The organism is Ureibacillus sp. FSL E2-3493 (assembly GCF_038077515.1).
In the GTDB taxonomy this organism is placed as follows: domain Bacteria; phylum Bacillota; class Bacilli; order Bacillales_A; family Planococcaceae; genus Ureibacillus; species Ureibacillus halotolerans.
The window spans coordinates 2548605-2561693 of record NZ_JBBOPK010000001.1 but is presented as its reverse complement, the minus strand read 5'-3'; the positions used below and the strand labels follow the sequence as shown (position 1 = coordinate 2561693).

Sequence of the window (13089 nt, the reverse complement as noted above, 5' to 3'; positions counted from 1 at the left end):
CTAAAAAGCAAGAACAAAAAACAAAGGATTTGGAACAGCGAATTTTAAGCGAGCGCCAACAAAACATACAATCTAAAGTAGAAAAGTAATGAAAAAAGGGCAACCGTTGTTGGTTGCCCTTTTATGAACTTTATAATAAAGCTTTCTTAAACCGTTCTACTCCATCTTTTACTGTTTCCATGGAACAAGCGACGTTCATTCGTAAATAACCTCTACCTGCTTCACTATATTTTGTACCAGGTTCAATCGCTAATTTTCCTTTTTCAAGAAGACGATGCATCATTTCACTTTCCGTTAAACCTGTATCACGATAATCAATCCAAATTAGGTACGTGGATTGAGGTTTTGTTACTTTAATCCCGTCGATTTTATTTAACTCTTCCACAACATAATCCATATTGTTCGATACATAAGAAATCATTGCGTCGACCCATTCGTCGCCCTTTTCATATGCTGCTTGTACAGCCGCAGCAGCTAGTAAGTTTAAATCGTCACGGCCATGAGCTTCCTTATCTTTCATAAGTTTTAAACGCAACTCTTTATTTGGGACAACCATAATCGCAGCATGAATTCCAGCGATATTAAAGGTTTTTGTTGGAGCGATACAAGTAATAATTTTTGCTTTATCTGCATCCTTTACAGTTAAAGTTGGAACGTGTCGATATCCTTCAAATACAATATCCGCATGAATTTCATCTGAAATAAGTAATACATCATATTTAATACAAAGTTGTACAAGTTTTTCTAATTCTTCTTTTGACCAAACAACACCACCTGGGTTATGTGGACTGCATAGAATGTAAACTTTAACTCCTAATTTAAACTGTTCTTCAAGGCGATTAAAATCATAAGTAAAAGTATTGTCCGTTACATTTAACTCACACTCAATTACTTCGAGTTGTTGAGCTTTTGGGATGTTGAAAAAGGCAGGATAAACGGGTGTAGAAATACAAATTTTATCCCCAGCCTCTGTAAATGTTTCAAGAATGGTTGCAAGGGCAGGTACGACCCCTTGATGGAACATAAGTGAATTCGTGTCAATGTGCCAATTGTGACGACGCTCAAACCAACCCTGTATTGCCTCTTTACAAGCATCACTAACATAGGAATACCCAAAAATAGGGTGGTCTAGCCGCGCTTTAATAGCATCTGAGATTACTTGAGGAATAGCAAAGTCCATATCTGCAACCCACATTGGCAGTATATCAGAAGCGTCTTCCACATTATAAGTGAGTTTTAGACGGTCCTTAAATTGGTCCCACTTAAGACTATTCGTGTTTTTACGATCATAGAGCTCATCAAAATTAAACAAAGTTATCACTCATTTCTTTTTTTAATTATGTATTATATAATAGCATAGTAAATTGTAAATTTAGGGTGAAAACTTTGGAAAATATATTAATGAATAAATCAGCCATTGAATTATTAAAACAATGGGATCCATTTCATATTGGTAGTGACAACTATGACACAGAAGCAGCGGATGTTGTAGCTGCCCTTCAAGGAATTGATGACCCTAGTCAACTGGCAAAAGTAATTCAAACTGTATATGAGCATTCTTTTGAGCAATGGATACCTTTTGAAAATTGTGTTGCGATTTCTTATAAATTAATTGCGATTAAATTTGAAGCAAAATGTATCGTATAAAAAGAAAAAGGACTTCCTTTATAGTTGAAAGGAAATCCTTTTTTTATGCTTGTATGCCGTCTGTTAAATTTGAAGCAGGAACTTCTAATACAGTTGAAAGTTTTAAAATAGTTTGTACTGAAGGAATAAGTTCTCCTTTTTCATAAAGTGCTAATTTTTCAACGCCAACTTGAGTTAATTTCGATAACTCATCGAGGGTTAAATTTCGTTCTTCACGTAAAAATTTTAATTGTTCATGAAATTTTTGTTTCACTTTTAAAGCACTTCCTTTCCAATTTAAACTGGTATTCTATATTATAATTATTTTTTCTTCTAAATTATGAGAATATTTTGTCTGAAATATGAAATTTACAATCGGTTCATTTTTTTAAACTTTTCTTCAAATAATTAATATTCAGTGGGTTAGGGAGATTCTTTGTTCCCTCTTTATACATATGTTATAATTTAACATGACATTTACGTAGATAAAGAAAGTAGGACTGCTTTATGGCAAAAAAATACGAAGTAGGTGAAGTAGTAACCGGTAAGGTAACTGGAATTCAACCTTACGGGGCGTTTGTCGCACTAGATGAACAAACACAAGGTCTCGTTCATATTTCAGAGATAACATATGGGTATGTAAAGGACGTTGCAGATTTTTTAAAAGTAGGAGAAGCAATCCAAGTTAAAATTTTAGATATTGACGAGAACTCGGACAAAATAAGTTTATCAACTCGTGCGTTACAAGAAGCCCCTCCTCAAAAGAAGAAGGAACAACCACGAAAATCTTTACAAGACCGGGTAGATGAAAACGATGCGAATGGTTTTAAATCGTTAAAAGAAAAGTTACAACATTGGATTGAACAATCAGGACAATAAATAAGACAGAGGGAAGGTGTGATTTCCCTCTGTCTTATTTTTTTAGCTTTCTAAGGCGATACTGCAAGTTTTGTCTGCTCATTCCAAGGGCGTTAGCTGTTTTCGTAATATTCCCTTCGTACATATTTAAGACGTTTTGCAAATAATAATTTTCTGCCTCTCGTAAATAATCGTCTAACGGTAATAGTTCTTTATTGGAATGTACAATAAAAAAGTTAGGATTTCGAGTTTTATCGTCCAGTTGTTGAACTTTAAAACGGAAATGTAATGGTAACATTTCATACGTAACTATTTTTTCGTTTGTAATCATAGAAGCGATCTCATCTAAAAGTAATTCAAGTTCCTTTAAATTTCCTGGCCAATCATATTGCTGGAATAAGTTCATCACGTCTGGAGATAATCCTTTAATATTAGAAGCAAATCGTTCACGATGACGGCTAAAATAATCATCGACAAACGGTTTAATATCTTCTCTTCGTTTACTTAACGGAGGAATATAAATCGTCATTGATGCAAAATAATAATAAAGATCTTTCAATAATTGTCCATCGCTAATTAAATCGATTGGATCGTCTCCGATACTTCCGATAAACATATGCTTTTCAGTTGATAAATTGTGTAATAATTTGAGCAATTGTTTTTGCATAGGAATGGATAAAAATTCAATACGTTCAAAGAAAAAAGTGTATGTTTTATCCTGCGACAAATAGTTTTCTAATTTTTCAAAGACCGATTGTTCAGTTCGTCTACTAAATAAGGTGATAAATTCATCATTAGGTGGGCTTAATTCATAATGGATACTTTCAGCAATTAAGTCTTTACCTGTACCATTTTCACCTATTAATAACACGGGGATCCTGGCATGGGATGCTTTTTTAGCATTTTCTATAACTGTTTTCATTTGCTCGGATATGGCTGTAATAATTTCAAAGGTTAACGGTTCACCATATCTTCTTAATGGCTGATATACAAGTTTTTCTAAAGAAGTTATATCTCTGGCAAATTCGATAGCTCCTATAATTTTACCATCGTCCAAAAGAGGGTAAGTATCATTAATCGTTGTAATTTCGTGGCCATCTTTATTCCAATAAGTTTGTTTAACATTCATTTCCTTCATACCGGTTTGGAGGACGCGTAGTAAAGTACTTTCGTTTTGTCTAAAAGCAAATAATTCTAAAATGGAACGATCAGAAACATCTTCTATATCAAAGCCTTCAATTTCTTTCATTTTATTATTATAAATAATCGTATGTCCGTTTTGATCTACCGCATGAATACCTACGGAAACGTGTTCGATAGCGGATTCATAAAATTTTATCAATTGGTTAAGTTGTACCTTCAATAGGGTTCACCTCAAATAGTTTGATTTTTATAAAAATTATAACTTGAAAAACGCAACAATCTTTTGCATTATTATATATATAAATATTAAGTTGGTGCAAATATTTTTTGCACTTATGAATTGCTAGCTAAACACGCACTCTAAGCGTAACTATTAAAGGAGGACTTTTCATGATTCCGTACAAATCTGAGCCATTAACTGATTTTTCTGTTGAAGCAAATCGACAAGCTTATTTAGAAGCTTTGAAAAAAGTGGAAAGTGAACTTGGACAAGATTATCCGTTAATTATTGGTGGGGAAAGAATTACAACTGAACAAAAAATCACATCATATAACCCTGCCAATAAAACGGAAGTAGTTGGTACTGTTTCAAAAGCAAATCAAGAATTAGCTGAAAAAGCAATGCAAGTAGCTGATTCTACTTTTAATACTTGGAAAAAAGTAGATCCTGTAGTTCGCGCTGAAGTTTTATTTAAAGCAGCAGCTATCGTTCGTCGCCGTAAATACGAACTTTGTGCTTGGTTGACGAAAGAAGCTGGTAAACCATGGGCTCAAGCGGATGGTGACATCGCTGAAGGTATCGATTTCTTAGAATACTATGGTCGTCAAATGTTAGCTATTAAAGACGGTCAACTGTTAAATGAAAATCCAGGACAAATTAATAAATACAGTTATATTCCGCTTGGGGTTGGTGTTGTAATCTCTCCTTGGAATTTCCCATTTGCCATTATGGCAGGTACTACAATTGCGGCTGCTGTAACAGGTAATACAGTTCTTTTAAAACCAGCTTCTACAACGCCAGTAATTGCTTATAAATTTATGGAAATCCTTGAAGAAGCAGGTATGCCAGCGGGAGTTGTAAACTACATTCCAGGTTCAGGTGCTGAAGTAGGAGATTACTTAGTAGATCACCCACGTACTCGTTTCATCAGCTTTACAGGTTCTCGCGATGTAGGTTTACGTATTAACCAACGTGCGTCTGTATTAAATGAAGGGCAAATTTGGATTAAACGTGTGATCGCTGAAATGGGTGGTAAAGATACAATCGTAGTAGACGATGATGCAGATTTAGAATTAGCTGCGCAATCTATCGTAACAAGTGCATTCGGCTTTAGTGGTCAAAAATGTTCAGCATGTTCACGTGCGGTAGTTGTAGGTGACCAAGCTTACGAAAAAGTATTAAACCGTGTTGTAGAGTTAACGAATGAGTTAATCGTTGGAGATCCAACGAACGAAGAAACATTTGTAGGTCCTGTTAATGATTCAGGTGCGTTTAAGAAGATTGCTGAATATATCGAGATTGGTAAAGGGGAAGGTCGTTTAGTAGCTGGAGGAAACTATGATGATTCGAAAGGTTACTTCATTCACCCAACTGTATTTAGCGACGTAGATCCACAAGCTCGTATTATGCAAGAAGAAATTTTTGGTCCAGTTCTTGCAATGACAAAAGCAAAAGACTTTGATGAAGCAATTGATATTGCAAACAATACTGTTTATGGCTTAACTGGTGCAGTTATTTCAAATAATCGTTTCCACCTAGAAAAAGCTCGTGAAGATTTTCATGTAGGGAACCTTTACTTTAACCGCGGATGTACAGCAGCAACAGTAGGTTACCAACCTTTCGGTGGATTCAATATGTCTGGTACGGACTCAAAAGCAGGTGGCCCAGATTATTTACAGCTTCACATGCAAGCAAAAACGGTTTCTGAAACTCTTTAGTTCGTTTATAAACTTAAAAGCAGACGTTTTGGCGTCTGCTTTTTTATCGTATGATACCATTAAGAAAATTCAACCTCATATTCTTATGAAAAATGCTTTTAAATTAATAATAATTGACCCATATTTAATAAAAAAGAAATGATTACAAAATGTATAGATATTCATAAACAAATAACAATTAAAGTATGTTACAATGTTTGCGATATAAAATCATTATAATTACTAAAGAGGCGAATCTAGATGGCTGAAAATTTAAATCTTTTTACTTCAACACAAGATGTAATTAAGGAAGCGTTAAACAAGCTGGGTTATGAAGAATCGATGTATGAGCTTTTAAAAGAACCACTTCGTATGTTACGTGTTCGTATTCCGGTGAAAATGGATGATGGTACTACTAAAGTCTTTACAGCATATCGAGCTCAACACAATGATGCAGTTGGACCAACTAAGGGTGGCGTACGATTCCACCCAATGGTTAGTGAAGACGAAGTAAAAGCACTTTCAATGTGGATGACGTTAAAGTGTGGAATTGTTGATCTACCTTATGGCGGTGGTAAAGGCGGTATTATTTGTGATCCCCGTCAAATGTCAATGGGAGAACTAGAACGTTTAAGTCGTGGTTATGTACGTGCGATTTCGCAAATTGTAGGACCTACAAAAGATATCCCTGCTCCAGACGTATTTACGAACGCACAAATTATGGCGTGGATGATGGATGAATATAGCCGAATGGATGAATTTAACTCACCTGGTTTTATTACAGGTAAACCAATCGTTCTTGGTGGTTCTCAAGGACGGGATCGTGCAACGGCTGAAGGTGTTACAATCGTTATCCAAGAGGCAGCAAAAAAACGTGGAATTGATATTAAAGATGCAAGAATTGTTATCCAAGGTTTTGGTAATGCTGGTAGTTTCTTAGCGAAATTTATGAGTGATTTAGGTGCGAAAGTAATCGGCATTTCTGATGCTTATGGTGCATTACACGATCCAAACGGTTTAGATATTGATTATTTATTAGATCGTCGTGATAGTTTTGGAACTGTTACAACTTTATTTGAAAATACGATTACGAATCAGGAATTACTGGAATTGGATTGTGATATTTTAGTTCCTGCAGCCATTGAAAATCAAATTACTGCAGATAATGCTTATGATATTAAAGCTAGTATTGTAGTAGAGGCTGCCAATGGACCAACTACAGCTGAAGCAACGAAGATTTTAACAGAGCGTGGTATTTTATTAGTACCAGACGTATTAGCATCTGCTGGTGGTGTTACGGTTTCTTACTTTGAATGGGTTCAAAATAACCAAGGTTACTATTGGACAGCAGAAGAAGTAAGCGAAAAATTACACAGAAAAATGGTAGAAGCATTTGAAAATGTGTATACTACTGCGACAACTCGTAATATAAACATGCGTTTAGCAGCATATATGGTTGGTGTTCGTCGTACTGCTGAAGCTTCTCGCTTCCGTGGATGGGTATAATCATATAAAATGGGCTATGTAAAGAACAGTTCTTTACATAGCTTTTTTATTTTTCTAATAAAGGGGAGTCTACTTTGAACAATTTTACATTCTACAATCCAGTACGTTTGCATTTCGGTAAAGGTCAAATCGAACAACTGAAACAAGAATTACCTCAATACGGACATAACGTTCTTGTCGTTTATGGTGGGGGAAGCATTAAGAAAAATGGTTTATATGATGAAGTAATGACCATTTTAAATGAATTAAATATGAATGTTTTTGAAATTAGTGGTGTGGAACCTAACCCTAGAGTCGAAACAGCACGTAAAGGAATAGAAATTTGTAAAAAAGAATCCGTCGATTTTGTACTAGCTGTTGGTGGCGGGTCAGTAATTGATTGTTCCAAATTAATAGCTGCTGGCGCTAAAGTAGATGAAGATGCATGGAACATTGTTGTAAAGAAAACAAATGTAGTGGACGCTCTACCTTTAGGTACAATTTTAACACTTGCGGCAACTGGTTCTGAGATGAATTCTGGTTCTGTTATCTCAAATGAAGAAACACAAGAAAAATACGGATGGGGTCATCCATTGGTATTTCCTAAATTTTCTATTTTAGATCCAACTTATACATTCACTGTACCGAAAAATCATACAGTCTATGGTATGGTCGATATTATGTCTCACGTATTTGAGCAATACTTCCATAATGCAACGAATACTCCTATTACTGATGAGATGTGTGAAGGGGTATTACGTACAGTGATTAACACTGCACCAAAATTAATTGAAGACCTAGAAAACTATGAGTTGCGCGAAACGATTTTATTCGCAGGAACTATAGGGTTAAATGGATTCCTATCAATGGGTTCCCGTGGAGATTGGGCAACACATAATATAGAGCACTCTGTCTCTGCTGTGTACGATATACCTCATGGTGGTGGACTAGCAATTATTTTCCCGAACTGGATGCGACACAATGTTTCGGTTAATCCAGAACGTTTTGCAGGTTTAGCAACACGGGTATTTAATGTAAATCCAGAAGGTAAATCAGCAGAAGAAGTGGCATTAGAAGGTATTGAACGATTACGAGAGTTTTGGACATCGATAGGTGCTCCAAGTCGTCTTGCGGACTACGATATTGATGATTCCAAATTAGACGTTCTTGTTGAAAAATCGATGGTAAACGGTCCATTCGGTAGATTTAAAACGTTACAAGCTGAAGATGTCCGAGCTATTTTAGAAATGTCTTTATAATGAAAAGCCCCTTGCAACTAAGATTCTCAGTGCAAGGGGCTTTATGTTATTTCGAAGGATCTTCTTTTGAATTAGCGTTGTTAATTTTCTTTTCTTGCAAATGGTGTTTCCATTCCGTAATGCCGTCTTCTTCGTCGAAGGAAATCGTCACTTTTGAAACACCCTTTTGACTCATAATTAATTCAACTAAATGATCTCGTACATCATCTAAATAGGCTAATGATTTGTTAGGATCTGTTTCTGCAACGAGATCAACATGTAGAAATTCCCCTTCTTTAACTACTTCAAGTCTTTTAATATCCGTTACATTCGGATCTTCCATCACAAGATTTCCAATATGAACAAACATTTCTTCATCTGTTTCGCCAATTGCTCCGCGGGCATTATCTAAAAATACACGTCCGACGACATAGAACATCATTGCACCGATAATCATCGAAACGATACCTTCTAATGCGTGGAAACCGGTATAATAAGCAATTACAATAGCGAGAAAGGCAAGTACATTTCCGCTAGTCGCAACCGCGTCTTCCATCCACACAAGCTTTGTTGCAGGTTTAGCACGTTTTAAATAAGCGATTGATTTTGGAATAGCCATTAAACCAGCATGTTCTTGACCTACTTCATGCAATACTTCTTTTGCAGCTTTATGAAGTACAACTGCTTCTAATACAATCCCTAAAAATAAAACACCTAATGCGATTAATATTCCTTCAGAATTTTCAGCAGGATGTCTAAAGTGATGCCACCCTTCTTTAATTGTTTCATAAGAAAGAATTGCGACGATTAATACGGCGCCTAAACAGACTAAATTTACAACACGTCCGAAACCGTTAGGAAAGCGTTTAGTTGGTGCTTTTTTAGAAAGGGCAGAACCGACAAAAACGAAGAATTGGTTAGCAGCATCACCTAATGAATGCATCATCTCGGCAAACATAGCTACGTTCCCTGTAAAGAAATAGGCAACTCCTTTAATAATTCCTAAAAAAAGGTTTACAAATGCTGCAACAAGGGATGGTTTATTCCCACCCTTTAATAATTTGAAAAATTCACCCATTACATTTCCTCCATTATCCTAGATTTTCTAATTCAATTTTTTGTACATATGGTAATGAATGCAATGTATGATAGATATAGAGCGTATCAGTTCGGAATAAAGTTGAAAAACGAATATCTACCTCGTATAAAAAAAGCTCTGTCGATACAGGTATATCTTTAATACGAATATTATCTATATACATTTCATTTTCTTTCATAAAGTTAAGAAGGTGTTGAATATTTTCTTCTTCCGTTAACCTTACTTTTAAAACATGTTCTTTCATACGCAATCTTTTAGGACCAATTTTTAATAAAAAAGGAGCAATTAGTTCGATTCCTATTACAACAATGACTACTGTAGCGAATGCTTCTATATAAAAACCAGCTCCAACGGCAATTCCGATCCCAGCTGCACCCCATATCATTGCAGCTGTTGTTAATCCAGTAATACTATCATTACCTTTACGCAAAATGACACCTGCACCTAAAAAACCTATGCCGCTAACAATTTGTGCTGCGAGTCGTAGGGGGTCCATTGTAATATTAATATCGTCCCGACTAGGTGTACTATATGCAGTTTCAATCGAAATAATCGTTAATAAACAACTGAAGGTAGCGATAACTAAACTGGTTTTTAAGCCAACTGGTTTCTTTTTTAATTCCCTTTCAATTCCTATTATTAGACTTAATATTGCAGCGATAATAAGCTTCACAATAATCTCGTAGGAGAAAGGTTCGTTTAAAAATAGAATACCCAATAATGGTCCTCCTTTTTCTTGTTGATAACATTGGTTATAAATGACAGAATATGAATGAATGTCTTATTTTATTAATATAGCAAAATTTATCCAAGGGGGTTATCTAATTTTGGAAAAACCAAAAATACATCCATACATTCCAATATTGATAGGTGTTATTTCAATTTCGTTATCTGCAATTTTTGTGAAGTTAGCAGAAGCTGATGCTGGAGTCATTGCTTTTTACCGAATGCTTTTTTCCATATTAATTATGAGTCCGTTGTTTTTTTATAAATTTAAAGGCGAAATAAAAATTTTAACAAAAAGGGATTGGATTTTCTCCTCAATTGCAGGTATTTTTTTAGCATTTCATTTCATTTTATGGTTTGAGTCACTAAACTACACGTCCGTAGCAAGTTCTACAGTGTTAGTAACATTACAACCGTTATTTGCTTTTATCGGTACGTATCTGTTTTTTAAAGAAAAATTATCACTAAAGACAATTGTTTCAGGGATAATAGCCATTTCGGGAAGTGTGTTAATTAGTTGGGGAGATTTTCGGGTGAGTGGAAATGCCCTTTATGGGGATATGTTAGCTTTAATTGCTTGTGGACTTATAACTGGTTATTTATTATTTGGACAAGATGTAAGAAAACGAATTTCTTTAATTACATATACGATGGTAGTCTACTCAATAAGTACAATCTGTCTATTCTTTTATGTACTCATAAAAGGAGAGTCTTTCGGTCCTTATCCATCGATGACATGGGTTTGGTTTTTATTATTAGCAATCATCCCAAATTTATTAGGACATACGTTATTTAATTGGGCGGTAAAATGGGTAAGTACAAATGTTATTTCGGTAGCGGTATTATTCGAACCAATTGGAGCTGCAATTTTAGCTTATTTTATTTTTTTAGAGGATCTAATGACAACCCAAATTGTTGGAGGATTAATTGTAATTGCTGGTATTATACTTTTTGTACTTGATATTAAAATATTAAAGAAGTTTTTTAAAAAAAGTGCTTGATTAGTTTTCTTGGTTATAGTATATTATTACTTGTCCTTAACGACGTGAATGTTTTGAAAAAGTATTTCAAAATAATAATTGACTAATAGTGAAGGATAACTTATAATATAAAAGTTACTATTTGAAGAGTAAGTGGAATTATATTTGAAATAACATTGTTGGAATGTTATAATATAAAAGTTGCTTATTTAAACGGTGACAAAATGAACCTTGAAAACTGAACGACAAAACGTTAATGAAATACAGTTTTAACTTAAGAGTTGAAACAAAATTTTGGACATCATTATGATGCCGGTGTAAATTTAGAGCTTTATCAAATTTTCTTTTATGGAGAGTTTGATCCTGGCTCAGGACGAACGCTGGCGGCGTGCCTAATACATGCAAGTCGAGCGAACAGATAAGGAGCTTGCTCCTTTGACGTTAGCGGCGGACGGGTGAGTAACACGTGGGCAACCTGCCCTATAGTTGGGGATAACTCCGGGAAACCGGGGCTAATACCGAATAATACATTTTATCTCCTGATGAGATGTTGAAAGATGGCATCTAGCTATCGCTATAGGATGGGCCCGCGGCGCATTAGCTAGTTGGTGAGGTAACGGCTCACCAAGGCGACGATGCGTAGCCGACCTGAGAGGGTGATCGGCCACACTGGGACTGAGACACGGCCCAGACTCCTACGGGAGGCAGCAGTAGGGAATCTTCCACAATGGGCGAAAGCCTGATGGAGCAACGCCGCGTGAGTGAAGAAGGTTTTCGGATCGTAAAACTCTGTTGTAAGGGAAGAACAAGTACAGTAGTAACTGGCTGTACCTTGACGGTACCTTATTAGAAAGCCACGGCTAACTACGTGCCAGCAGCCGCGGTAATACGTAGGTGGCAAGCGTTGTCCGGAATTATTGGGCGTAAAGCGCGCGCAGGCGGTCCTTTAAGTCTGATGTGAAAGCCCACGGCTCAACCGTGGAGGGTCATTGGAAACTGGAGGACTTGAGTGCAGAAGAGGAAAGTGGAATTCCAAGTGTAGCGGTGAAATGCGTAGAGATTTGGAGGAACACCAGTGGCGAAGGCGACTTTCTGGTCTGTAACTGACGCTGAGGCGCGAAAGCGTGGGGAGCAAACAGGATTAGATACCCTGGTAGTCCACGCCGTAAACGATGAGTGCTAAGTGTTAGGGGGTTTCCGCCCCTTAGTGCTGCAGCTAACGCATTAAGCACTCCGCCTGGGGAGTACGGTCGCAAGACTGAAACTCAAAGGAATTGACGGGGGCCCGCACAAGCGGTGGAGCATGTGGTTTAATTCGAAGCAACGCGAAGAACCTTACCAGGTCTTGACATCCCATTGACCGCTATGGAGACATAGTTTTCCCTTCGGGGACAGTGGTGACAGGTGGTGCATGGTTGTCGTCAGCTCGTGTCGTGAGATGTTGGGTTAAGTCCCGCAACGAGCGCAACCCTTGTTCTTAGTTGCCATCATTTAGTTGGGCACTCTAAGGAGACTGCCGGTGACAAACCGGAGGAAGGTGGGGATGACGTCAAATCATCATGCCCCTTATGACCTGGGCTACACACGTGCTACAATGGACGGTACAAACGGTTGCCAACCCGCGAGGGGGAGCTAATCCGATAAAACCGTTCTCAGTTCGGATTGTAGGCTGCAACTCGCCTACATGAAGCCGGAATCGCTAGTAATCGCGGATCAGCATGCCGCGGTGAATACGTTCCCGGGCCTTGTACACACCGCCCGTCACACCACGAGAGTTTGTAACACCCGAAGTCGGTGAGGTAACCTTTTGGAGCCAGCCGCCGAAGGTGGGACAGATGATTGGGGTGAAGTCGTAACAAGGTAGCCGTATCGGAAGGTGCGGCTGGATCACCTCCTTTCTAAGGATATATAACGGAATGATTGACCTTGGGTCAATCAACATTAACGTTTTGTGTTCAGTTTTGAAGGTTCAGAAATGAAACTTCAAACTTGCTCCTGCCGCGAAGAAAAGTCTAAG

11 protein-coding genes and 1 rRNA gene are annotated in these 13089 nt (G+C 37.0%); 7 read left to right on the top strand and 5 right to left on the bottom strand.

The window, feature by feature from the left end:
- Window positions 1-130: 130 nt before the first annotated feature.
- Window positions 131-1321 carry a MalY/PatB family protein gene (locus MHH69_RS13235; protein WP_338322898.1) on the bottom strand — a complete coding sequence of 397 codons (1191 nt, stop codon included), beginning with the start codon at window positions 1319-1321 and terminating at the stop codon, window positions 131-133.
- Window positions 1322-1386: 65 nt separating this feature from the next.
- On the opposite strand from MHH69_RS13235, the gene MHH69_RS13230 reads away from it, so the two are divergent.
- Window positions 1387-1647 (top strand): DUF1871 family protein, encoded by a 261-nt coding sequence (locus MHH69_RS13230; protein ID WP_174232680.1) that lies wholly within the window; start codon window positions 1387-1389, stop codon window positions 1645-1647.
- A 43-nt stretch (window positions 1648-1690) separates the two neighbouring features.
- On the opposite strand, the gene MHH69_RS13225 is transcribed toward MHH69_RS13230, so the two are convergent.
- Entirely contained in the window at window positions 1691-1900 is a 210-nt protein-coding gene (locus MHH69_RS13225; protein ID WP_122972199.1) for a helix-turn-helix domain-containing protein, read from the bottom strand.
- A gap of 233 nt (window positions 1901-2133) precedes the next feature.
- Between MHH69_RS13225 and yugI the strand changes: the two genes are divergently transcribed.
- Window positions 2134-2505, top strand: coding sequence for a S1 domain-containing post-transcriptional regulator GSP13 (gene yugI, locus MHH69_RS13220; RefSeq protein ID WP_122972200.1), 372 nt, complete (start codon window positions 2134-2136; stop codon window positions 2503-2505).
- Between the two features lie 34 nt (window positions 2506-2539).
- Here yugI and MHH69_RS13215 read toward each other — a convergent pair whose 3' ends face one another.
- Entirely contained in the window at window positions 2540-3847 is a 1308-nt protein-coding gene (locus tag MHH69_RS13215) for a PAS domain S-box protein (RefSeq protein ID WP_122972201.1), read from the bottom strand.
- 170 nt (window positions 3848-4017) lie between these two features.
- Here MHH69_RS13215 and pruA point away from each other — a divergent pair, with 170 nt between their 5' ends.
- The 3 genes from pruA to MHH69_RS13200 all read left to right on the top strand — a co-directional run bounded on the left by pruA (window position 4018) and on the right by MHH69_RS13200 (window position 8288).
- Window positions 4018-5565, top strand: coding sequence for an L-glutamate gamma-semialdehyde dehydrogenase (gene pruA / locus MHH69_RS13210; RefSeq protein WP_341362498.1), 1548 nt, complete (start codon window positions 4018-4020; stop codon window positions 5563-5565).
- A gap of 240 nt (window positions 5566-5805) precedes the next feature.
- Window positions 5806-7050 (top strand): Glu/Leu/Phe/Val family dehydrogenase, encoded by a 1245-nt coding sequence (locus MHH69_RS13205; RefSeq protein ID WP_122972203.1) that lies wholly within the window; start codon window positions 5806-5808, stop codon window positions 7048-7050.
- Between the two features lie 74 nt (window positions 7051-7124).
- Window positions 7125-8288 (top strand): iron-containing alcohol dehydrogenase, encoded by a 1164-nt coding sequence (locus tag MHH69_RS13200; protein ID WP_122972204.1) that lies wholly within the window; start codon window positions 7125-7127, stop codon window positions 8286-8288.
- Window positions 8289-8334: 46 nt separating this feature from the next.
- Here the strand turns inward: MHH69_RS13200 and MHH69_RS13195 are convergent, their stop codons facing one another.
- Both MHH69_RS13195 and MHH69_RS13190 read right to left on the bottom strand, forming a co-directional pair.
- Window positions 8335-9345, bottom strand: a complete 1011-nt coding sequence (locus tag MHH69_RS13195) for a cation diffusion facilitator family transporter (protein ID WP_122972205.1) — start codon at window positions 9343-9345, stop codon at window positions 8335-8337.
- Window positions 9346-9358: 13 nt separating this feature from the next.
- A complete protein-coding gene (locus MHH69_RS13190) occupies window positions 9359-10084 on the bottom strand; it encodes an MgtC/SapB family protein (protein ID WP_406928001.1) in 726 nt (241 codons plus the stop codon).
- Between the two features lie 109 nt (window positions 10085-10193).
- Between MHH69_RS13190 and MHH69_RS13185 the strand changes: the two genes are divergently transcribed.
- Together MHH69_RS13185 and MHH69_RS13180 are read left to right on the top strand one after the other, a co-directional pair.
- Entirely contained in the window at window positions 10194-11093 is a 900-nt protein-coding gene (locus MHH69_RS13185) for a DMT family transporter (protein ID WP_122972206.1), read from the top strand.
- A gap of 324 nt (window positions 11094-11417) precedes the next feature.
- A 16S ribosomal RNA gene (locus MHH69_RS13180) occupies window positions 11418-12970 on the top strand.
- Window positions 12971-13089: the final 119 nt, after the last annotated feature.